This window comes from Streptomyces sp. NPDC046349, assembly GCF_055587885.1.
On sequence record NZ_JBVJFK010000005.1, the window covers coordinates 480,215 to 502,647 of the forward strand.

Consider the following 22,433-nt stretch of genomic DNA (forward strand, 5'->3'; position numbering starts at 1 on the left):
GGCTCACCCGTTCGGCCGAACGGCATTGCCCGCGGCCTCGAGAAGATCACTAGGGTGCCGACATATCCTGCTCGGATATTGCACACATCACCGCCGGGCAGTCCGTCGGACGGCCTAACCGGCCCGATATACGGAATCATGGGCTCACGCGGAGATCCCTGCACACAGGAGACCGCGCAAACGCGCATTGCAAGCGCCCTTCGGGGCGGACGTGGCCGTTCGACTGGAGATGCACGTGTCCGGGCGCATCGAGGATTACGCACTGATCGGTGACATGCAGACCGCGGCGCTGGTCTGCCGGGACGGGGCGGTGGACTGGCTGTGTCTGCCCCGCTTCGACTCCCATGCCGTGTTCGCGAGCATTCTCGGCACCGAGGATCACGGGTTCTGGCGGATCGGGCCGTCGTTCCCGGCGGGCTCCGAGGCCCCGCGTGCCACCCGCCGCCGCTACCGCGGCGACTCGCTGGTGCTGGAGTCCGAGTGGGACACCCCGCGGGGCAACGTCCGCGTGATCGACTTCATGCCTCCCCGCGAGGACCACGCGCCGCAGCTGATCCGCATCGTGGAGGGCGTCAGCGGGCGTGTTCCGATGCGCTCGACGTTGCGGATGCGCTTCAGCTACGGCCGGGTGGTGCCGTGGGTGCACAAGGTCGACGGCCGCACCGTCGCCGTCGCGGGTCCCGACTCCGTCTGGCTGGACACCGAGGCGCAGACGTACGGCAAGGACCTGACGACGTACTCCGACTTCACCGTCGGACCCGGCGACCGGGTGGCCTTCAGCATCAGCTGGCAGCCCTCGCACCGCGGCGCGCCCGAGGCCCCGGACGCCGAGGCTGCCCTGGAGTCGGCCACCGAGTTCTGGCGCGAGTGGGTCGACCAGTGCACCTACCACGGGCCCTACCGGGAGGCCGTGGTCCGCTCCCTGATCACCCTCAAGGCCCTCACGTACGCCCCCACGGGCGGGATCGTCGCCGCGCCGACCACCTCCCTGCCGGAGGAGATCGGCGGAGTCCGCAACTGGGACTACCGCTACACCTGGCTGCGGGACGCGGCCATCACCCTCTCCTCGCTGCTGCGCACCGGCTACCGCGAGGAGGCCCGCGCCTGGCGCGAGTGGCTGCTGCGCGCGGTGGCCGGCGACCCGGAGAACCTGCAGATCATGTACGGGATCGCAGGCGAACGGGAGCTCGGCGAGACCGAGCTGGACTGGCTGCCCGGATACGAGGGCTCCCGCCCGGTCCGCGTCGGCAACGGCGCCGCCGGCCAGCTGCAGCTCGACGTGTACGGCGAGGTCACCGAGGCCCTGCACCTGGGCCACATGACCGGCCTGGCCCGCAGCGACTACGCCTCCCTGCTCCAGCTCAAGCTGATCCGGTACCTGGAGACGCACTGGTCCGAGCCGGATGAGGGCATCTGGGAGGTGCGCGGCCCGCGCCGGCACTTCGTGCACTCCAAGGTGATGGCCTGGGTGGCCGTGGACCGCACGATCAAGCTGATCGAGAGCGGGGACGCGGACGGCCCGCTGGAGCGGTGGCGGGAGCTGCGCGACGAGATCCACCAGGACGTGTGCGAGAAGGGCTACGACAAGGAACGCAACACCTTCACCCAGTCGTACGGGTCGAAGGAGCTGGACGCCTCGCTGCTGCTGATCCCGCAGATGGGCTTCCTGCCGCCGGACGACAAGCGGGTCATCGGCACGATCGAGGCGATCCAGCGCGAGCTGTCCACCCCCGACGGTTTCATCCTCCGCTACCCGACCGCGGGCGAGGAGGCCGGTGTGGACGGCCTGGAGGGCGACGAGGGAGCCTTCCTGGCCTGCTCGTTCTGGATGGCCGACGACCTGGCGATGATCGGCCGGGTGGACGAGGCGCGGCGGCTGTTCGAGCGGCTGCTCGCGCTGCGCAACGACCTGGGCCTGCTGGCGGAGGAGTGGGATCCGCGGCTCCAGCGGCAGGTGGGGAACTTCCCGCAGGCGTTCAGCCACGTTCCGCTGATCGACACGGCCCTGCGGCTGACCGCCAGCGGCGCGTACGGGGGCTGAGGGCCTGCGGGCGGACACCCGAACCGCCGTCCGGCGGTGCCCGGCGCCCACCGCGCCCGGCTGATCCCGCGGGCCTAGGCTGGAAGGGTCTTATGCCCTCCCTCCGTTGGAAGGGGCAGCCATGGCTCCCCTCTCGAAGGCGGGCGCGGCCCTGACCGCGCTCCGCGAGGATCTGTCCGGTGAGGTGTTCGCTCCGGAGGATCCCGGCTACGACGAGGCCAGGACCGTCTTCAACGCGATGATCGACCGCAGGCCTGCGGTGATCGCCCGGTGCGAGAGCGCGGAGGACGTGGTCACCGCCGTGCGCTTCGCGAGGGAGCTGGACCTGCACATCGCCGTGCGCGGCGGCGGGCACAGCGTCTCCGGTTCCGCCCTCGGTGACGGCGCCCTGGTGATCGACCTCCGCCGGATGCAGGAGGTCACCGTCCACCCGGGCGCCCGCGCGGTCCGGGTCGGGGGCGGGGCGACGATGAGCCACCTGGACCGGGCCTGTGCCCCGTACGGGCTCGCCACCACCGGGGGCCGTGCCTCCACGACCGGGGTCGGCGGCTTCGTCCTGGGGGGCGGCAGCGGCTGGCTGGACCGCAAGTGCGGGCTGGCCGTGGACAACCTGCTGGGCGTGGAGCTGGTGACGGCCGACGGATCGGTCGTGGAGACCACCGCGGAGGAGCGCCCGGAGCTGTTCTGGGCCCTGCACGGCGGCGGCGGGAACTTCGGCGTGGCCACCGCGATCACCCTGCGGCTGCACGAACTGCCCGCCATGGCGATCGCGTTCGTCCTGTACCTGCCGGAGAGCGGCCCCGAGGTGGTGCGGACCTACCGGGACCTGCTCGAGAACGGGCCGGCGGAGGCGGGCGGGGGCGTGATCTACCTGACCGGCCCCCCGGACGACGACCTCGTGCCCCCGCACCTCGCCGGGCGGCTGGTGTGCGCGGCGCTGCTCACGTACGCGGGGCCGGAGGACCGGCTGCGCAGGCTGGCCGAGCCGCTGCTGGCGCTGCCGCACGAGGCGGCGATGGTCACCGCCATCCCGTACGCCGATCTCCAGTGCATGATCGACGACCCGCCGGGAATGCGGAACTACTGGTCGGCGGAGTACCTGACCGCCGCACCGGACGCGTTCGTCGACGTGTTCTGCTCCAGGGCCTCGTCGATGCCTGTGCCGACCGGGACCCAGCACATCCTGTTCCCGCAGGGCGGCGCGATCGCCTCCGGCCCGGCCGACTATCCGGTGCCGTACCGGGACTCCCCCTGGGCGGTGCACCCGTTCGGGATCTGGGAGGACCCGGCCGACGACGAACGCTGCCGGCAGTGGGTCAAGGACGTCCGCGCGGACGTGCAGCCGTGGAGCACCGGCGCGGTGTACCTGAACTTCACCGGGGACGAGGGCTCGGACCGGGTGGTCTCCGGGCTCGGCGCGGACAACATGCGCCGGCTGGGCCGGGTGAAGCGGCAGTACGACCCGGACAACGTCTTCCGCTTCAACCACAACATCCGGCCGGCCTGAGGCACCTCAGGTGAGGGCCGCGATCACCTCCCGCGCCGCCCTCTCGCCCTCGGTGGCACCGCCCTCCATGAAGCCCTGGAAGTCGTAGCTGCAGTGCTCTCCGCCGATGTGGACGTTGCCCTGCGCGGTGCCCTCGTACTTGGCGTAGCGGTGCAGGTAGCCGGTCGGCCAGTACGAGTACGCGCCCAGCGAGTACGGGTTGCGGTGCCACGCCGACACCTGGGCACGGCCGTTCCAGACGGCCTTGGTGCCCGGGTAGAAGGCGTCGACGCCGGTGAGCATCCGGTCGGCGAGGGCCCGTACGTAGGGGTCGGCCTCGGTGGCGAAGGGCGTGGCGGGGGTGAGTGCGGCGGCGAGGTCGCCGCCGCCGTACTGGAGGAGGATGCCTCCGGTGCCGGGCCGCACCTTCGTGGTGTCCCAGGTCTGCTGGACGTCGGTGTCGGTGAAGCAGTCTCCGGCGGAGACCCCCGGCCAGGGGCCGGTGCCGCGCCAGGGGCGGGCGGTGAACTGCATGTTGAGTTTGGTGCAGTGGCCCATCCGGGCGTCGCGCAGCAGGTTGCGCATCAGCGGGTCGAAGCCCGCCTGCGAGGTGTCGAGGCGCTGCAGGACCGGCAGCGGCAGGCAGAGGACCGTGTGGTCGGCGACGGTGGTCCGCAGGGCTCCGGAGTCCTGGAAGGTGAGTGTCTGGGTGCCGTCGGCGTTGGCCCTGAGGGCCACCAGTTCGCGGCCCGTCACGAGCGAACCGGCGGGCAGGGCCGCGGCGATGGCGTTCGGCAGCCGGTCGTTGCCCCCGATGATGTGGTACCGCTCGTTGGACAGGCCCCAGACGTTGAAGTTCCCGGGATTGGGCTGGTAGCCCATGAGGAGGACCAGGGCGAGGGCCGACTGGCGGTCGGTCTGCGCGCCGTACTCGACGTTGTAGGCGACGTCGATGAACCGGCCGAGCTGCGAACCGTGGCCGCCCGGGACCCGGGTCTCGATCCATTCGTACAGGGTCATCTCGTCGAGCGCCGTGCCGGCGGGGGTCGTGCTGTCCCAGCTGACCTCGCCGGCCTCCTGCAGATCGCGGTGCAGGGCCTGGTAGACGGCCTTGAAGTCCTCATCGGCCTGTGTGCGGGAGTAGTACTCCCCGTCGAACCAGAGCACCTCCTCGGCCCCGTTGGGGCCGCCGCCGAGGAAGTCCTCGGTGGGCAGGCCGAACCGGCGGCACAGCTCGAGCATCTTCTTGTGGCTGGTGTCGATCAGCTCGCCGCCGATCTCGGAGGTCTGTCCGTACGCCCAGTGCTCGCGCTGGGTCCACATCCGGCCCCCGACGCGGCCCGGGTCGGCCTCGTAGAGAGTGAAGGGGACGCCGGCGTCCTGCAGGGTGAGGGCGGCGGTCAGCCCGGAGATGCCCGCGCCGACCACCGCGACGCGGGCGGGGGTGACGGGCTTCCTGTCGGGGGCGCTCTGCGCGGCGTGGGCGGCCGCCGCAGGTGCGAGGGCGGCGGCGAGACCGAGCGCGGCGGCGCGCCCCAGCAGTTCACGACGGGTGGATCCGCGGACGTCGGCAGCGGGCATCGCGAGCCTGCGGGCGGCCGCGTGCTCGGCGGCGAGCCGGCGCAGGGCGTGCATGACGGGTGTACGGGCCATGGCGGGGCTCCTCAGGCGTTCGCGGTGGTCGGGTCGGACGAGGCGGGCGAGGTGGCGGACCGGGGCGGGAGGCCGGCGTCGTCCCCGGGGCGCTCGGCGGCGTCCTCCAGGACGATCCGGCCGATGATCTCGTAACGCTCGGGGGCCTTGGCCCGCAGGCGCAGGCCGAGGCCCAGGCCGCCGAGGAAGACGCCGCCGACGATCCAGGGGATCAGCTTGAAGAAGAGGGATCCGGCGGCGCTGCCCGCCGCGGTCTCCATGTTGAGGACCAGCAGGACCACCACGGCGGTCATGCCGACGCCGCCGAGCAGTGGTGCGGTCAGCGTACGGAACCAGTGCCGGTCCTCCGGGTGGTTCTTGCGGAAGTAGCCGACGACGGCGAAGGAGCACAGGGTCTGGACGATCAGGATGGCCATCGTGCCGAGGATCGCGAGCAGCGTGTAGAGGTGCAGGTACGGGTCCTGCCCGGTGAGCCAGAAGCCCGCGACGAGCGCGGTGGCGATGGCGGTCTGCACGACGGAGGCCAGGTACGGGGAGCCGTGCCGGCGGTGGGTGCGGCCGAGCGCAGGCGACAGGAAGCCCTCCCGGCCGATGGCGTAGAGGTAGCGGGCGGCGCACTGGTGGAAGGCCATTCCGCAGGCGAAGGAACCGGTGAGCAGCAGCCACTGGAAGGCGTCGACCGCCCAGGCTCCGATGAAGGTCTCGGTGGGGCGGAAGAAGAGGTCCAGGGGGCTGGTGGAGGCGGCCAGTTCGGCGGACCGGGCCAGGCCGTTGCCGGCGATGGTCATCCAGGAGACGTAGATGTAGAAGAGTCCGACGCCGACCACGGAGATCAGGGTGGCCTTGGGGATGACCCGCTTGGGGTCGCGGGACTCCTCGCCGTACATGGCGGTGGACTCGAAGCCGACCCAGGACCAGAAGGCGAAGAAGAGGCCGAGGCCGGCCGAGGTGCCCGTGAAGGCGTTCGTGGGGTTGACCGGTTCGAGCGGGATTCCCTCGGGGCCGCCGCCTGCGACGAGGACGGCGGTGGCGACGGCGAACAGCACGGCGATCTCGGCGACGAGCATCACCCCGAGCGCCTTGGCCGTGAGGTTGATGTCGAAGTGCGCGAGGACGGCCGTGACCGCCAGCATCCCGGCCGCGTAGACGATCCACGGCAGGTCGATGCCGAGCTGGTCACGGACGGTGGTCTGCGCGAAGTACGAGAAGACCCCGACGATCGAGGCCTCGAAGACGATGTACGCGAGAACGGCGAGCATCCCGGAGGCCATGCCGGCGATGCGGCCGAGACCGTGCGAGATGTACCCGTAGAAGGCGCCGGCGGCAGTGATCCGTTTGGCCATGGCGACGTAGCCGACGGCGAAGACCGTCAGGACGACGGTGGCGAAGAGATATCCGGCGGGGGCTCCGGTGCCGTTGCCGAATCCGACCGCGATGGGCAGGTTCCCCGTCATGGCGGTGATCGGGGCGGCCGTGGCGACGGCCATGAACACCACGCCGACCAACCCGACGGAGTCGGCTTTGAGCCGCTGCACCGGGGGGACCGCGGATGCCTGGGGGGACCGGCCGGGGATGTCTGCGCTCATGGGCTCCTCTTCCGTGTGAGGGCGCCCACTCTCTCCGTGCGTGACGCACGCCACAATCGGCACGTGGTCCGATAATCTCCTTGCGGGGACGACGAGTTGTCGGGCCGTACGGGTCGGACAACACCCGTGTGACTGGTGGGAGATGTGTTCGCCACAAGCATCCCGGTAGCGTCCGGCGCTATGGAGAACCAGGGCGGTATCACCGTTCAGCGGGCACTGGAGCTGCCGGGGCTGCGCAGCGGCCTGCCGGAGGTGGTGGCCTGCGCCGACCGCCTGGGCCGCACCGTCCGCTGGGTGCACGCGGGCGAGGTCCCGAACATCGCCTCCTTGCTCAAGGGCGGCGAGTTGCTGCTGACCACGGGGCTGGGCCTGGGCACCCGCCCCGCCGAACAGCGGGCCTTCGTGCGCCGCCTCGCGGACCGGGGCATCGCCGCACTGGTGGTGGAGCTGGGCCCGCGGTTCACGCGGCTGCCCGCGACGATCGTGGAGACGGCGCGCGCGGCGGGGCTGCCGCTGGTGCAGCTCCACCGGGAGGTCCCTTTCGTCGCGGTCACCGAGGAGGTCCACACCGAGATCGTCAACGGCCACTACGCCTTGCTCCAGCGGGCCGAGGAGGTCCACCGGCGGTGCACGCAGGCCCTGTTGGGCGGCGGGGGCATCCCGCAGGTGCTGCGCATCCTGGCCGACTTCACGGGGAACCCGGTCTTCCTGGAGACCCCGGACGGGCAGTTGCTGTACGCGGCCGCCAGCGCGGCCAAGGACCCCGGTGCGGACCCGCTCCAGGTGTGGGAGGGACTGCGCGGCCAGCGCGAGGCCGAACCGTCGGCGAACACGGTGGTGATCGACGTACCGGGCGGCGGCCACGGCACGGGCTCGGTGCGGGCCCGGGTGGTCCTGGTGGGGGTCTCGGCCCCGCTGCTGCCGGTGCACCGGATGGCGGCGGAACGCACGGCCGGCGTGCTGGCCGTGGTCCTCATGCAGGCGCGGCAGGAGGAGGAGCTGGCGGCGCGCGGCCGCGGCGACTTCCTCACGGACCTCGCGGAGGGCCGCATCTCGGCCGAGGACGCGCCGGCGCAGGCGCGCGTGCTGGGCTTCAAGCCGGGCTCCGGCCCGCTGCTGCCGGTGGTCATGCGGCTGTCGGACCTCGGCCCGTCCGGCAACTGGGCCGTCCTGGCCAGGGCGGTGCTGGAGGAGCTGTCGTCCGTCGGGGCCCCGGTCCTGCTGGGGGTCCGGCCGGTCGAGGGCCGGGTGCCGCTGCTGGTGTCGCTGCGGGCGGAGTCGGAGCGCACGGCGGTCGCCGACCGGGTCGCGGCGGCACTGCGTGCGGGCGTCGAACGCGCGGGCCTGGACCGCGCCACCGCCCCGCCGGCCGTGGTCGTCGGGGTGGCGGGCGGCTGGGCGGCGGCCTCGTCCGGGCTGCGGCACGCCGCGGAGACCGCCACAGCGGCGCACGGCCTCCCGGCCCGGCCCTGGTACGACGCCCGGCGCCTCGACATCGACCTGCTGCTGTGGCGGTTGCGCGAACACCCCGACCTGGCGGCCTTCGTGGACCGTGCGATCGGCCCGCTGCGCGCGCACGACGCGGCCTCGCGGCCGCCGCTGCTCCCCACCCTGGAGACGTACCTGGCCCATGCGGGCCGCAAGGCGGAGACCGCCCGGGAGCTCCACCTCAACCGGCAGACCCTCTACAACCGGCTGGCGCGCATCTCGGAGCTGCTGGGCACGGACCTGGACGACCCGGAAACGGTCCTCTCCCTGAGCCTGGCCCTCCGCGCCCGCCGCCACGCCGGTCCGTCCTGACGCGCGGCCCTGGCCCGTACAGCCTCGGCCGAGGCGGAGGGGGAAGTCCATGCGGAGCATCGGCGACCGACGACGACGCAGCCAGGCGCGGTGCCGGGCGCCGCGAGCCCGGCAAGGTCCGGAAGAGAGCCCCTAGCGGCGGTGGCGTTCCATCAGTTCGTCGTACACGGACAGGACCTGGGCCACGGTGTCGTCCTCCGACGGCCACGTCGCGGCCTGGATGCGCCCGGCGGCGGCCAGGTCGGCCCGGCGGGCCGGATCGGCCAGGAGGCCGGTCACGGCCGAGGCGAGGGCTCCCGCCTCCCCCGGCGGGACGAGCACCGCGCCCTCCCCCACCAGCTCCGGCACCCCGCCCACCGCCGTGGCCACGAGCGGCACGCCCACTCTGAGCGCCTCCTGCGCCAGCGGTGCCCGCGCCTCCCATCGGCTCGGCAGGACCGCCAGGTCCGCCGCCGCCAGGAGCTGCACCGCGTCCCGGCGCCGCCCGAGCAGCCGGACCGGGAGCCGCTCCGCCTCGATCCGCCGGGCCAGTTCGGCCCGTAGCGGCCCCTCGCCCGCGATCACCAGCAGCGGCGGCGGTTCCAGGGCCCGCCACTCGCGTGCCGCGTCGAGCAGGACGGAGTATCCGCGGTGGGCCACCAGGCTGCCGACGGCGATGAGCAGCGGCCGCTCCACGACCCCCAGTTCCGCCCGCACCTTGTCCGGGTCCGACGTCTCTTCCGCGACCGCCGGGAAGGCCACCGGCGCCAGTCGCGCGTCCCGGGCGCCCCGCTGCCGCGCCAGGTCCACGAGATCCGAGGAGGCGCCGAGCACCACCGCGGCGGCCCGCGCCACGCGGCGTTCCAGCATCCGGCTCAGCCGCCCGAGCGCACCGGGCGCGGCCGGGCCGTCGCCGTGCCAGGTCACCACCAGCGGCACCCTGCGCCCGCGCATGGCCAGTGCGGCCTTCAGGCCCGCCTTCACCCCGTGCGCGTGGATGACGTCCGCGCCGGCGCAGGCGGTCCGCAGCACGCTCACCGCGTCGGGCGCGAACTCCGCCCCGGCTCCGGTGAAGTCGTACTCCCCCTCCGCCCGGACGGGGGCGCACACCGTGACCCGCACCCCGCGCGCGGCGAGCCCCGTGGCGAGCGATCGGACGTGGGCGCAGCTGCCCGCCCCCGCACCGTCGCCGAGCACGTGGACGGTGCGCAGCGGGCGCCCGTAGGGCTGTGCCGCGGCGGAGGTGGAGACCGGGGAGCTGCTCACGGGCCGAAGCTCCAGGGTGAGGAAGAGTCAGTGACGTCGCCAAGAATGCCAGCCCGCACGCGCGTTCCGGGACCATACGGGTGCGGATCCTGTGCGAGATACGGCCGGAGTCCCACCGGCCTCACCCACACGGCGTAAGTGGAATCCGAAGAGTGACGGGCCGATCGGTCCGTTTCAGGCCCGAACCGGTCTTTCACGGACAAGCGGAGGGCCCGGAGCGGTATGCGTTCCGGGCCCTCCACGTGGTGTGCGGGCTCACATGTCGGCGCGCGCCGCCGCGAGCAGTTCCTCGGCGTGCGCCCGCGCGGAGACGGAGTCCTCGTGCCCCGCAAGCATGCGCGACAGCTCGCGGATCCGGTCCTCGCCCTCCAGGACGGTGACCCCGCTGCGGGTGACCGAGCCGTCGTTGGTCTTCTCCACCAGCAGCTGCCGGTCGGCGAAGGCCGCCACCTGCGGCAGGTGCGTGACCACCACGACCTGCGCCGTCCTGGCCAGCTTCGCCAGGCGCCGGCCGATCTCGACCGCCGCCTTGCCGCCGACGCCGGCGTCGACCTCGTCGAAGAGGTACGTGGGCACCGGGTCGGTGCCCGCGAAGACGACCTCGACCGCGAGCATCACGCGGGACAGCTCACCGCCCGAGGCGCCCTTGGCGATCGGCCGCGGCTGGGCGCCCGGATGCGGGGCGAGCAGCAGTTCGACCTCGTCGGCGCCGGAGGGGCCGTAGGCGACCGGGCGGCCGTCCACGTCCACTCCCTCGGGGTCCTCCGTCTGCCGGATGTCGATCGTCACCCGGGCGTGCGGCATCGCCAGAGACGCCAGCTCCGCCGTCACCGCGGAGGCGAAGCGTGTCGCCGCCTCCACCCGGGCGTCGGTCAACGTCTGGGCCAGCAGGGACAGTTCGGAGCGCAGCCCGTCCCGTTCCACGGTCAGCTCGGTGATCCGCTCGTCGTCGCCCTCCAGTTCCAGCAGCCGCGCCGCGCCCCGTTCGGCCCACTCCAGCACGGCGTCCACGGTGCCTTCGGTGCCGTACTTGCGCGTCAGCTGCGTCAGGGCGGCCCGGCGCTCCTCCACCGCCGCCAGCCGCAGCGGATCGGCGTCGAGGTCGTCGGCGTAGCCGGCCAGTTCCCCTGCCACGTCGGCGAGCAGGATGCCGAGCTCGCCGATCCGCTCGGCGAGCGCGCCGAGCGCCGGGTCGTGCGACCGCACGGATTCCAGGGCCCGGTGGGCTCCGGCGACGAGCATGTTCGCGTCGATGGCCTCGGGGTCCTCGGGGTTGCCCGCGAGCGCGGCGTGCGCCGCCTGGGCCGCCTGGGCGAGGGCTTCGGCGTGGCCGAGCCGCTCCGCCTCGGCCGCCAGTTCGGCGTCCTCGCCGGCCACCGGCTCGACGGCCGCGATCTCCTCCAGGCCGAAGCGGAGCAGATCGGCCTCCTGGGCCCGCTCCCGGGCGCGGGTGGTGATCTCCTCGAGCTCCACGGCGACCGCGCGGAGCCTGCGATAGGCCGAGCCGTACTTCTCCAGCGGGACGGCGACGGCGTCTCCGGCGTACCGGTCGAGCGCCTGCCGCTGCCGGGCCGGCCGGAGCAGGCCCTGCTGGTCGGTCTGCCCGTGTACGGCGACCAGGTCGTCGGCGAGTTCACCGAGCAGGCCGACGGGCACGGAGCGGCCGCCGACGTGGGCGCGCGAACGCCCCTCGGCGGACACGGTCCGGCTGATCAGCAGCGCGCCGTCGTCGAGCTCGGCGCCGGCCTCCTCGGCGCGGACCGCGGCGGGGGCGTCCGGGCGCATGACGACGCGGCCCTCGACCACCGCCGCCTTGGCCCCGATCCGCACCAGGGCCGGGTCGGCGCGCCCGCCGAGCAGCAGCCCGAGGCTGGTGACGACCATCGTCTTGCCCGCACCGGTCTCGCCGGTCACCGCGGTGAAACCGGGCGACAGCTCGACCACCGCGTCGTCGATGACCCCGAGCGACCGTATCCGCATCTCCTCAAGCACGGGACGACGATACCGAGGTTTCCCGGGTGCCATGTGACGTCACCCGTCGCGAGTTCTCCGAACGCATGTGCTATTAACGCTTTCGCTGCCGGCGCCGAACGGCAACACCGGGAATCCCAGCCGGGCTTGCGGGCGACGAGGGCCGCGTCGGCCCCCGTCGCGCCTTCACGCCGTCCCGCACCGGGGGCTGCGCGGCGCCTCCGATTCGTACGGCGTCTTCGCCGCCGGCCGCTTCGAAGGGCTGTCGGCGCCGGCCGCCGGCCGCGCCGGGGCCGTCAGTGGGGTGCGCCTCGCCAGCCCGACACCGGCAGCGCGAACTTCGCGACGAGCCGGTCCGTGAAGGAGGCGTGGTGCAGCCGGGCGAGCCGCACGGGCACCGCACCCCGCCGGACCTCCACACGGGCCCCGGCCGGCAGCTCCAGCATGCGCCGGCCGTCGCACCACAGGACCCCGTGCGGGGTGCCGTTCTGCACCTCCACCGCCAGGACCGAGTTCGGCGAGGTCACCAGCGGCTTCGCGAACAGCGCGTGCGCGCTGATCGGCACCATCAGCAGCGCCTCCACCTCCGGCCAGACCACCGGCCCGCCCGCGGAGAAGGCGTACGCCGTCGAGCCGGTCGGAGTGGCGCAGACGATCCCGTCACAGCCGAAGCCGGTCACCGGGCGTCCGTCGATCTCCAGGACCACCTCCAGCATCCGCTCCGGGGACACCTTCTGGACCGCGGCCTCGTTCAGCGCCCAGTCCCGGTGGACGACGTCGCCGTTGGTCCGCACGATCACGTCGAGGGTCATGCGCTCCTCGACCTCGTACGAGCGCGCCACCACGCGGTCCACGACCTTGTCCAGGTCGTCGCGCTCGGCCTCGGCGAGGAAGCCGACCCGGCCCAGGTTGACGCCCAGCATCGGTACGCCCGAGGCCCGTGCGAGCTCGGCGCCGCGCAGCAGGGTCCCGTCACCGCCCAGCACCACCAGCAGCTCGCACCCGTCGAGCACGCCGGGCGTGGACTCGGTGACGAGTTCCACCTCCGGCGGCAGCGGCAGGTCCACCGCCTCGTGGTCGAAGACCCGTACGCCCAGCCCGCAGCGCAGCAGTCCCTTGACGACCAGCTCGGCGCTGCGGATGGCCGCGGGCCGTCCGGTGTGCGCGAGCAGGAATACGGTGCGTTCCCCCGAAGAATCTGTCACTGCGGCCCCTCTGCCACTGCACGGTCAACATCCGCCGGGTCGAGCGCCGGTGCCCCCGCCCTCAGCCACAGAAAGTACTCGACGTTGCCCGAGGGCCCCGGCAGCGGACTGGCGGTGACCCCGAGGACGCCCAGTCCCAGCGCCGCGGCGCTGGCCGCCACCTCGCGCACGGCCTGGGCCCGCAGCTCGGGGCTGCGCACCACGCCGCCGCTGCCCAGCCGGTCCTTGCCGACCTCGAACTGCGGCTTGACCATCAGCACAAGGTCCGCGTCCGGCGCCGTGCACCGTACCAGCGCGGGCAGCACCAGGCCGATCGAGATGAAGGACAGGTCGCCGACGACGAGGTCCACCGGGATGCCGTCGATCTGCTCGACCGTCAGCTCGCGCACGTTCGTGCGGTCCTTCACGGTCACGCGGTCGTCGCTCTGCAGCGACCAGGCGAGCTGCCCGTAGCCGACGTCGACCGCCATGACGTGGGCGACGCCCGCCCGCAGCAGCACGTCGGTGAAGCCTCCGGTGGACGCTCCCGCGTCCAGCGCCCGGCGGCCCTCGACCCGCAGCCCCCGCGGCCGGAAGGCCTCGAGGGCGCCCGCCAGCTTGTGCCCGCCGCGCGAGACGTAGTCGGGGTCGGTGTCGTCCTTGAGGACCACGAGGGCCGCGCTGGTCTCGACCTGGGTGGCGGCCTTGGTCGCGGTGGTGCCGCCCACGGTCACCCGGCCCGCGGCGATCAGCTGCGCGGCGTGCTCGCGCGAGCGGGCCATGCTGCGGCGTACCAGTTCGGCGTCCAGGCGGCGGCGTGCCACTCCTGCCACGTTCGGTTCAGCTCCTGTTTTCGTACGGTCCGGGGACGGGCGGTGCGTCCAGCGCGGTCAGCGCCTCACGCAGCCCCCGGTGGACATCCTCGTACACCTCGACGTGTCCGTCCGCCGCGAGGTGGTCCGCGTCCGCCAGCCGCGCCAGGTGCGCGTCCACCCCGGCGTGGCCGGTGGGGGTGCGTACGACGCCCAGTGCCGCGGGCCCGGCGGGCTCCACCGGAGCGGCGGTCTCCACCGGCGCGGCGGGGGCTTCCGCCTCCGCCTCGGCTCCGGCCACGGCCCGCACCTCGGCTCCGCCTGCGCTCGGGGCCCCGGCCCGTGTCTCGGCTGCTTCGTCGGTCATGCCACGACGCTACCCCGAAGCGCCCCCACGGCCACGCTCGGCTCTGCGGTACGGTCGTGATCACGATGGCTACGATCCAGGAGTGCCGTGAAGCACTCGACCGACTCTCCGACAATCTCGCGCGGGCCGAGGAGGGCGTGCGCGGCGCTGCCGCGTTCGACCGCTCCCTCAGCTGCCACATCACGGACCTGGACCAGACGTTCACGGGCCGCCTCGACGGTGGCCGGATCCGGGTGGACGCGGTCACGCCGGGCCCGCCGGCCCGCAAGGCGGAGATCCGCCTCGCGATGACCGGGGACGACCTGGTCGCGCTGGTCGCGGGCGAGCTCAAATTCGCGAAGGCCTGGGCCTCCGGCCGGGTCAGGCTGGAGGCCGGCATCCGCGACCTGCTGCGGCTCAAGAGCCTGCTCTAGGGGCGCCGGCGGCCCGGGCACACCCTGGTCCGCCGGACACTCCGGAGATGTCGGCCACGCCCTGCTCCTACACCTCGGCGGCCGCCCGGGCGCGGGAGCGCCGTGCCGCCGGGATCACCAAGGGCGTCCCCGTCTCCGGGTCGTCGATGACCTGGCAGCGCAGCCCGAACACCTTCTCCACGAGTTCCGCGGTGACCACCTCCTGCGGCGGGCCCTCGGCGATGACCTTCCCGCCCCGCATCGCGATCAGGTGCGTGGCGTAGCGGGCGGCGTGGTTGAGGTCGTGCAGGACGGCGACGAGGGTGCGCCCCTGGGTCTCGTGCAGCTCGGCGCACAGGTCCAGCACGTCGATCTGGTGCTGGATGTCCAGGTAGGTCGTCGGCTCGTCGAGCAGGAGCAGCGGAGTCTGCTGGGCCAGTGCCATCGCGATCCACACGCGCTGCCGCTGCCCGCCCGACAGCTCGTCCACGGCCCGGTCGGCGAGTTCGGCGACCCCTGTCGAAGCCATCGACTCGGTCACGATCCGCTCGTCCTCGGGCGACCACTGCCGGAGCAGGCCCTGGTGCGGGTAGCGGCCGCGGGAGACCAGGTCGGCGACCGTGATGCCGTCGGGCGCGATCGAGGACTGCGGGAGCAGGCCCAGGGTCTTGGCGACCTTCTTCGCGGGCATGGACCCGATGGCCTGCCCGTCCAGCAGCACCCGCCCCTGGGACGGCTTCAGCATCCGCGACAGGGCCCGCAGCAGTGTGGACTTGCCGCAGGCGTTGGGGCCGACGATCACCGTGAAGGAGTTGTCGGGGATCTCCACCGACAGGTCCTCGGCGATGACCCGCCGGTCGTAGCCGAGGGTCACGTTCTCCGCGGTCAACCGCTGCACTTGCGCACTCCTGAGGTTCATATACGTCCTGCCTTGCGCTCGGTGACGAGCAGCCAGAGCAGATAGACACCGCCGACCAGCCCGGTCACCACGCCCACCGGCAGCTGGTCCGCGCCGAAGGCCCGCTGCGAGGCCCAGTCCGAGAGCAGCAGCACCACCGAGCCCATGAGGGCGGCGGTCAGCAGGTTGGCGCCGGGCGAGCGGGTCAGCCGCCGTGCCAGCTGCGGCGCGGCCAGCGCGACGAAGCTGATCGGCCCGGCCGCGGCGCTCGCCGCCGTGGTGAGCAGGATCGCGGCCAGCATCAGCAGCAGCCGGGTGCGCTCCACCCGCACCCCCACCGCGTACGCCGCGTCGTCGCCCATCTCGATCATCCGCAGGGCCCGGCTCTGCCCCAGCACCAGCGGGAACAGCACCGCGCAGGTCGCCAGCAGCGGCCACACCTGCGCCCAGTCCCGGCCGGCCAGCGAACCGGTCAGCCAGACCATCGCCCGCGAGGCCTCCACGAGCTGGGCCTTGGTGATCAGGTACTGGATGACGGCCACCAGCATCGCGCAGGCGCCGATGCCCACCAGGACCAGCCGGTAGCCGTGGATGCCCCGCTTGTACGCCAGCAGGTAGACGGCGCCGCCGGCCAGCAGTCCGCCGAGCAGCGCGCCCGCGGCGACCTCGGTCGCCGAGCCCTTCAGCAGGATGATGACGACGAGCGCGCCGACTGCGGACCCGTACGAGAAACCGAGCAGGTCGGGGGAGCCGAGCGGGTTGCGGGTCACCGACTGGAAGACGGCTCCGGCCATCCCGAGGGCTGCGCCGACCAGCAGGGCGACCAGCACCCGGGGCAGGCGGAGGTCGTTGACGATGAAGTCGTTGGCGGGGGTGCCGTTGCCGAGCAGGGTCTGCACGACGTCCCACGGCGCGATGTCGAAGTCGCCGGTGCCGATGAGCAGGACGGCCATCACGAACGCGGCGAGGACGAGAAGGGCGCCGACGGCCAGGGCGCGCCGCTCGATCCGCAGCGACATCCCGCCCGGGAGCCGCACGGGACGGACTTTGGCGGTCACGGTCACAGCTGGGCCATCCTCTTGCGCCGGACGAGGTAGATGAAGACGGGCCCGCCGATGAGCGCGGTGACGATGCCGACCTGGAGCTCGGCGGGCCGGGTGACGACCCTGCCGACGACGTCCGCCCCGAGCAGCAGGACGGGCGACAGGACGGCCGAGTACGCGAGCACCCAGCGCATGTCCGGTCCGGTGAACACACGCACGAGGTGCGGGATCATCAGGCCGATGAAGACGATGGGCCCGCACGCGGCGGTCGCCGCACCGCAGAGCAGGGTGATGGCGAGCATGGCGCCGACCCGGGTCCGCGTCAGGTTCGCGCCGAGGGCCCTGGCCGTGTCGTCGCCCATGGCCATCGCGTTGAGCGGCCGGCCCAGCGACAGCGCGAGCACCGCGCCGACCAGCAGGAACGGGGCGACCTGCCGGACAGTGTCCATGTTGGCCGAGGCCAGCGACCCCACCGTCCAGAAGCGCAGCTTGTCCAGCGCCTTGCTGTCCATCAGCTGCACGGCGTTGATGTAGCCGACGAGGGCCGCGCTGGCCGCCGTGCCGGCGAGCGCGAGGCGTACCGGTGTGGCGCTTCGGCTGCCGCCCAGCACGTACACGATGACCGAGACGACGGCGGCGCCGAGGAACGCCCACCACACGAACTCGCTCAGCGAGCTCGCGCCGAGGAAGCTGATCGCGGAGACGACGGCCGCCGCGGCGCCGGCGTTGACGCCGAGGATGCCTGGCTCGGCCAGCGGATTGCGGGTCAGTGCCTGCATCACCGCCCCGGACAGGCCGAGGCCGAGCCCGACCATCAGCCCGAGGAGGGTGCGCGGGACCCGCAGGTCCCGCACGACCACGTCCGAGGCGGTCCCCGAGTAGTGGAAGAGGCCGTGCCAGACCTCGTCCAGGGGCATCTGCTTGGCGCCCACGGCGATGCTCAGCACCACGATCAGGGCGAGCACCACGAGGGCGCCGGCCAGACCCGCGGCACGCGCGGCATGGCGTGGGCGGGCGACGGCGTCCGGCGGGGACGCCGTGCTCGGCAAGGATTCGGGGGGACTCTCAACCAACACGCAGGTTAGGTTAGCCTAGCCTCCGCCTCGAGCGGAGCCCCGGAGGGCCTCAAAGACCCAGTCTGGCCAGCGCCTTCGCCGTGTCGAGCGTGCACATGTCCTCCCCGGCGGCCGTCCAGGCCGCCGCGCACAGTGCCCGCAGACCGTCCAGAGGGTCCGGGCCCGAGCCGCCGTCCGCGGTCGCCGTGCCCTCCCCGCTCCCGGTCTCCTCGTCGGCCTCGCGCAGTTCGAGCACTCCGTTGTTCAGGGCCACCGCCGTCCAGCCGCCGCAGCGGAACCCCTCCGCGGCCGGCACCACCTCCGGCTGTCCGGCCAGCAGCCCGCGCAGGTCCCGGTCGACGTAGGTCGGCCGGTGCCGGGGCTCGGCCCGCAGCAGCTGCTCCGCGTCGGTCACCCCGGTCAGCACCAGCAGCGAGTCCACCTCCCCGTTGAAGGCGCCCTCGATGTCGGTGTCCAGCCGGTCCCCGACGACCAGCGGCCGCTTCGCCCCGGTCCGCAGCACCGTCTCGCGGTGCATGGGGGGCAGCGGCTTGCCCGCCACCTGCGGCTCCGCGCCCGTGGCGATCCGTACGACCTCCACCGCGGCCCCGTTGCCCGGCGCGATGCCCCGCGCACCGGGGATCGTCAGGTCGGTGTTCGACGCGTACCACGGCACGCCCCGGTTGATCGCGTACGAGGCCTCCGCGAACCGGCCCCACGCCAGGTCCGGTCCCCCGTAGCCCTGCACGACCGCCGCCAGCCCCTCCGCGTCGGCGGACTCGACCGGCACCAGGCCGCGTTCACGCAGCGCGACCCGCAGCCCCTCCCCGCCGATCACCAGCACGCTGGACCCCGGCTCCACCTGCTCCGCGATCAGCCGGGCCACGGCCTGCGCCGAGGTGATCACCTCGGCCGGGTCGGTCGGGATGCCCAGTTCGCCCAGGTGCTCGGCGACGGCTTCGGGGGTCCTCAGCGCGTTGTTCGTCACGTACGCGAGGTGCATGCCGTCGGCGCGGGCCGCCGCGAGGGACTCCACGGCATGGCCGATGGCCCGCCCGCCCGCGTACACCACACCGTCCAGGTCCAGGAGAGCGGTGTCGTACGTCTGGTGCAGACTCTGGTCACACGCCGCAGGACTGGTCCTGATCTGCCGGGTCATTCTGGCCGCTCCCTGTGAGATCGATCTTGTCCGATTCCGTACTGCCCCGATCATCCCGCATGGCGAGACGCGATTTACCATGCACCAATGACCACTTCTGGCACCGCGGACCACGGGCTGCGCCTCATCCCGTTCCATGGCCTGCGCTACGTCCCCGAGCGTGTCGGCAGCCTCGCCGCCGTCACCTCGCCGCCGTACGACGTGGTCGTGCGTCCCGACGGAGTCGACCACCTCGAGTCCGCCGACCCGCACAACATCGTCCGCCTCATCCTCCCGCAGGCCGGCACCCCGGCCGCGCGCAACGAACAGGCCGCGCGCACTTTGCGGGACTGGCTCGCCGAGGGGATTCTGTCCGCCGACCCCGAGCCCGCGCTGTACGTGTACGAGCAGCGCCGGGGCGGGCTGCTCCAGCGCGGCGTCATCGGCGCCCTCGCCCTGTCCACCGCCGACGCCGGCATCGTCCTCCCCCACGAGGACGTCATGCCGGACGTGGTGACCGACCGGGCAGGCCTGATGCGGGCCACGTCCGCGAACCTGGAACCGCTCCTCCTCACCTACCGGGGCGACGATCCCGGAGCGGGTGCGGCAGCGGTCGTGGAGCGGACCGCCCAGCGCGCGCCGCTGCTGTCGACCACCACCGAGGACGGCTTCCAGCACCGTCTCTGGGCCATCACGGACCCGGCCGAACTGGCCGCCGTCACGGCGGATCTCAGCCACCGCCAGGCTCTCATCGCCGACGGCCACCACCGCTGGGCGACGTATCTGCGCCTCCAGGAGGAGCACGGCTCCCCCACCGCGTGGGACTTCGGCCTGGTGCTCCTCGTGGACACCGCCCGCTACCCGCTGCAGGTCCGCGCCATCCACCGGATGCTGCGCCGTCTCCCGGTCGCCGACGCACTGGCCGCCGTCGAAGGCCACTTCCGGGTCCGCCCGGTCGACGGGCCGCTGCCGCTGGCCCTGGAGGCCCTCGCGGACGCGGCGGAACGCGGCAACGCCTTCCTCCTCGCCGGCGACGGCACCTTCCACCTGGTCACCGATCCCGACCTGGCCCTCCTCGACCGCACGGTCCGACACGACCGCCCCGAGGCCTGGCGCCGGCTGGACGCCACCGTGCTGCACGCGACGCTGCTCGACGCGCTCTGGGACGTCCCGGACGCCCCGGACCAGATCACGTACATTCACGACGCCGCGTCCACGGTGGCCATGGCCGAGCGGCACGGGGGCACCGCCGTCCTCCTGCATCCCGTACGCGAGGAGGTCGTGCGCGACCTCGCCCGCCAGGGGGTCACCATGCCCCGCAAGTCGACGTCCTTCGGGCCGAAGCCGGCCACGGGCCTGGTCCTGCGCGGACTGGGCTGATCCCTCCCGGACACGATGAAGGGCGGTACCCCGTTCGGGGTACCGCCCTTCATCACTGCGTCATCGTGGCTCAGGCCTTGTCGTCCCGGACCTCCGCGTCGGCCGCGGACTGCTCCAGCGGCTCGTACTCCTCGTCGTCCTCGTCGTAGTACTCGGTGACGTCGGTGGCGCGCTCGGCCGCCGCCACCTCCGCCGGGTCCTCGTCCTCGTCGTCCTCGTCGTCCTCGTCGTCCTCGTCCCGGTCGTCGACGGAGAGGTCCTCGACCTCGTCGTCGTCGGACAGGTCGATCGCGGCGTCGACGAACTCGACGCCGTCGAGCTCGGCGAGTCGGTCGGAGGCGTCGGTGGCCCCCTCCTTGTCCGCCTCGAGGGCCTTGCCGAACCACTCGCGGGCCTCGTCGTCACGCCCGGCCGCCAGCAGGGCGTCGGCGTAGGCGTACCGCAGGCGCGCGGTCCACGGCTGGACGGCGTTGGACGCCAGCTCGGGGCTCTGCAGGGTCACGATGGCCGCTTCGAGCTGCCCCTGGTCCCGCCGCGCACCGGCCGCGACCAGACGCATCTCGACCTGGCCGGCCTTGTCGAGCTTCTGCACCTCGGGCTCGCCGGCCATGGCCAGCGCCCGCTCGGGACGGCCGAGGCCTCGCTCGCAGTCGGCCATGACGGGCCACAGCTCGACGGAGCCGGTCATGCGCTTGGCGGCGCGGAACTCCGCGAGGGCCTCGCTGTACTTCTGCGTGGCGTACGCGGCGAAGCCGGCGGCCTCGCGGACGGCGGCGACGCGGGAGGCCAGGCGCAGGGCGATGCGCGAGTACGCGTAGGCCTGCTCGGGGTCCTCGTCGATCAGCCGGGCGACCATGACCAGGTTCTTGGAGACCTCTTCGGCCAGGCCCTTGGGCAGGCTCAGGAGCTCCTGACGCACATCGGCGTCGATCTCGAGACCGGTGACGTCCTCGTCGATCGGAAGCCGCTTGACCGGGTCGCGGTCCGAACGGTAGCCGCGATCGCCATCGCGGTCGTCGCGACCCCGGTAGCCGCCGCGGTCGTCACGGCCGCCACGGTACCCGCCCCGGTCGTCACGACGCGGGTACGAGGGACGCTCGCCGCCGCGGTCGTCACGACGGGGGTAGGAGGGACGGTCGCCGCCACGGTCGTCACGGCCGCCGCGGAAGCCACCGCCGTCGTCGTCGCGACGCGGGTACGAGGGACGGTCACCGCCGCGGTCGTCACGGCGCGGGTACGAAGGGCGGTCGCCGCCACGTTCGTCACGACGGGGGTAGGACGGACGGTCGCCGCCGCGGTCGTCACGACGGGGGTACGAGGGACGCTCGCCGCGGTCGTCACGGCGCGGGTACGAAGGACGCTCACCCCGGTCGTCACGGCGCGGGTACGAGGGACGGTCGCCGCCACGGTCGTCACGGCCGCCGCGGAAACCACCGCGGTCGTCGTCGCGACGCGGGTACGAAGGACGCTCGCCGCGGTCGTCACGACGGGGGTAGGAGGGGCGGTCGCCGCCACGGTCGTCACGGCCGCCGCGGAAGCCACCGCGGTCGTCGTCGCGACGCGGGTACGACGGACGGTCACCGCCGCGGTCGTCACGCCGCGGGTACGAGGGACGGTCACCGCCGCGGTCGTCACGACGCGGGTACGAGGGACGCTCGCCGCCGCGGTCGTCACGACGGAAGGAAGGACGTTCCCCGCCGCGGTCGTCACGGCGCGGGTACGAGGGACGGTCACCGCCACGGTCGTCACGGCCGCCGCGGAAGCCACCGCGGTCGTCGTCACGGCGCGGGTACGAGGGACGGTCGCCGCCGCGGTCGTCACGACGGGGGTACGAGGGACGCTCGCCGCCGCGGTCGTCACGACGGAAGGAAGGACGTTCGCCACCGCGGTCGTCACGACGCGGGTAGGACGGACGGTCACCGCCACGGTCGTCGCGACGGAAGCCACCGCCACCGCCGGCGGGACGTCCACCACGGTCGTCGCGACGGAAGCCACCGCCGCTGCCGGCCGGCCGGCCACCGCGGTCGTCACGGCGGAAGGGGGGACGATCGCCGCCACGGTCGTCACGGCCCCCGCGGTAGCCGCCCCTGTCACCGCCGTCGTTGCGACGAGGCTCGCGCTCCGGACGATCGTCGGGAGAGTTGGACATGGGTGTGACTCCTGTCTTCGGGGTACCGCTAGTCATTCTCGCGCAACCGACCCATGGCCGCGCTTCGGCGTGCAAATGATGAAAAACAAAAAAGACCCTTGGTCCAGCGTTGAACGCTGGACCAAGGGTCCTTTGAAAGATTGTTCGGCGGCGTCCTACTCTCCCACAGGGTCCCCCCTGCAGTACCATCGGCGCTGAAAGGCTTAGCTTCCGGGTTCGGAATGTAACCGGGC

General features: G+C 73.1%; 17 protein-coding genes, 1 rRNA gene and 1 pseudogene. 5 read left to right on the forward strand and 14 right to left on the reverse strand.

All coding sequences use genetic code 11. The features are described 5' to 3' along the window. The first annotated feature begins 211 nt into the window (after positions 1-211). Together ACZ6JS_RS15230 and ACZ6JS_RS15235 are read left to right on the forward strand one after the other, a co-directional pair. On the forward strand, positions 212-2,041 hold the full coding sequence (locus tag ACZ6JS_RS15230; protein WP_469298072.1) for a glycoside hydrolase family 15 protein: 1,830 nt from the start codon (positions 212-214) through the stop codon (positions 2,039-2,041). 121 nt (positions 2,042-2,162) lie between these two features. Then, a complete protein-coding gene (locus ACZ6JS_RS15235) occupies positions 2,163-3,548 on the forward strand; it encodes an FAD-binding oxidoreductase (RefSeq protein ID WP_469298073.1) in 1,386 nt (461 codons plus the stop codon). A gap of 6 nt (positions 3,549-3,554) precedes the next feature. Here the strand turns inward: ACZ6JS_RS15235 and ACZ6JS_RS15240 are convergent, their stop codons facing one another. After that, positions 3,555-5,180: a flavin monoamine oxidase family protein gene (locus ACZ6JS_RS15240; RefSeq protein WP_469298074.1), complete on the reverse strand. Its 1,626-nt coding sequence runs from the start codon at positions 5,178-5,180 to the stop codon at positions 3,555-3,557. 11 nt (positions 5,181-5,191) lie between these two features. Continuing rightward, positions 5,192-6,766: an APC family permease gene (locus tag ACZ6JS_RS15245; protein ID WP_469298075.1), complete on the reverse strand. Its 1,575-nt coding sequence runs from the start codon at positions 6,764-6,766 to the stop codon at positions 5,192-5,194. 180 nt (positions 6,767-6,946) lie between these two features. On the opposite strand from ACZ6JS_RS15245, the gene ACZ6JS_RS15250 reads away from it, so the two are divergent. Continuing rightward, the gene (locus tag ACZ6JS_RS15250; RefSeq protein ID WP_469298077.1) at positions 6,947-8,566 is read left to right on the forward strand and encodes a PucR family transcriptional regulator; all 1,620 of its coding nucleotides are present in this window, start codon (positions 6,947-6,949) and stop codon (positions 8,564-8,566) included. A gap of 132 nt (positions 8,567-8,698) precedes the next feature. Here ACZ6JS_RS15250 and ACZ6JS_RS15255 read toward each other — a convergent pair whose 3' ends face one another. The 5 genes from ACZ6JS_RS15255 to ACZ6JS_RS15275 all read right to left on the reverse strand — a co-directional run bounded on the left by ACZ6JS_RS15255 (position 8,699) and on the right by ACZ6JS_RS15275 (position 14,145). Further along, a complete protein-coding gene (locus ACZ6JS_RS15255; RefSeq protein ID WP_469298078.1) occupies positions 8,699-9,811 on the reverse strand; it encodes a glycosyltransferase family 4 protein in 1,113 nt (370 codons plus the stop codon). Positions 9,812-10,066: 255 nt separating this feature from the next. Next, a complete protein-coding gene (gene recN, locus ACZ6JS_RS15260; RefSeq protein WP_469298126.1) occupies positions 10,067-11,791 on the reverse strand; it encodes a DNA repair protein RecN in 1,725 nt (574 codons plus the stop codon). A 287-nt stretch (positions 11,792-12,078) separates the two neighbouring features. Further along, positions 12,079-12,987: an NAD kinase gene (locus tag ACZ6JS_RS15265; RefSeq protein WP_469298080.1), complete on the reverse strand. Its 909-nt coding sequence runs from the start codon at positions 12,985-12,987 to the stop codon at positions 12,079-12,081. Beyond that, positions 12,984-13,799: a TlyA family RNA methyltransferase gene (locus tag ACZ6JS_RS15270; RefSeq protein ID WP_469298082.1), complete on the reverse strand. Its 816-nt coding sequence runs from the start codon at positions 13,797-13,799 to the stop codon at positions 12,984-12,986. The genes ACZ6JS_RS15265 and ACZ6JS_RS15270 overlap by 4 nt, the downstream gene beginning before the upstream one ends. 7 nt (positions 13,800-13,806) lie before the next feature. Further along, positions 13,807-14,145, reverse strand: a complete 339-nt coding sequence (locus ACZ6JS_RS15275) for a hypothetical protein (protein ID WP_469298083.1) — start codon at positions 14,143-14,145, stop codon at positions 13,807-13,809. Between the two features lie 65 nt (positions 14,146-14,210). Between ACZ6JS_RS15275 and ACZ6JS_RS15280 the strand changes: the two genes are divergently transcribed. Continuing rightward, positions 14,211-14,558, forward strand: a complete 348-nt coding sequence (locus ACZ6JS_RS15280) for an SCP2 sterol-binding domain-containing protein (protein WP_469298085.1) — start codon at positions 14,211-14,213, stop codon at positions 14,556-14,558. Positions 14,559-14,625: 67 nt separating this feature from the next. On the opposite strand, the gene ACZ6JS_RS15285 is transcribed toward ACZ6JS_RS15280, so the two are convergent. Genes ACZ6JS_RS15285 through ACZ6JS_RS15300 form a run of 4 tightly spaced genes read right to left on the reverse strand, consistent with a single transcriptional unit; the run spans position 14,626 to position 18,692 of the window. Next, entirely contained in the window at positions 14,626-15,456 is an 831-nt protein-coding gene (locus ACZ6JS_RS15285; RefSeq protein ID WP_469298086.1) for an ABC transporter ATP-binding protein, read from the reverse strand. Next, positions 15,453-16,454 (reverse strand): FecCD family ABC transporter permease, encoded by a 1,002-nt coding sequence (locus ACZ6JS_RS15290; protein ID WP_469298128.1) that lies wholly within the window; start codon positions 16,452-16,454, stop codon positions 15,453-15,455. Before ACZ6JS_RS15290 ends, ACZ6JS_RS15285 begins: the two co-directional genes overlap by 4 nt. A gap of 41 nt (positions 16,455-16,495) precedes the next feature. Beyond that, a complete protein-coding gene (locus ACZ6JS_RS15295) occupies positions 16,496-17,554 on the reverse strand; it encodes a FecCD family ABC transporter permease (protein ID WP_469298088.1) in 1,059 nt (352 codons plus the stop codon). Between the two features lie 49 nt (positions 17,555-17,603). Then, positions 17,604-18,692, reverse strand: coding sequence for an HAD-IIA family hydrolase (locus ACZ6JS_RS15300; protein ID WP_469298089.1), 1,089 nt, complete (start codon positions 18,690-18,692; stop codon positions 17,604-17,606). A gap of 87 nt (positions 18,693-18,779) precedes the next feature. Here ACZ6JS_RS15300 and ACZ6JS_RS15305 point away from each other — a divergent pair, with 87 nt between their 5' ends. Further along, positions 18,780-20,051 carry a DUF1015 family protein gene (locus tag ACZ6JS_RS15305; RefSeq protein WP_469298091.1) on the forward strand — a complete coding sequence of 424 codons (1,272 nt, stop codon included), beginning with the start codon at positions 18,780-18,782 and terminating at the stop codon, positions 20,049-20,051. A 70-nt stretch (positions 20,052-20,121) separates the two neighbouring features. Here ACZ6JS_RS15305 and ACZ6JS_RS15310 read toward each other — a convergent pair whose 3' ends face one another. The 3 genes and pseudogenes from ACZ6JS_RS15310 to rrf form a co-directional block, all read right to left on the reverse strand. Further along, positions 20,122-20,970, reverse strand: a complete 849-nt coding sequence (locus tag ACZ6JS_RS15310; protein WP_469298130.1) for a tetratricopeptide repeat protein — start codon at positions 20,968-20,970, stop codon at positions 20,122-20,124. A 342-nt stretch (positions 20,971-21,312) separates the two neighbouring features. Then, positions 21,313-22,236, reverse strand: a pseudogene (locus ACZ6JS_RS15315) (hypothetical protein); the annotation flags it as partial. A 106-nt stretch (positions 22,237-22,342) separates the two neighbouring features. After that, a 5S ribosomal RNA gene (gene rrf / locus ACZ6JS_RS15320) occupies positions 22,343-22,433 on the reverse strand; the annotation flags it as partial.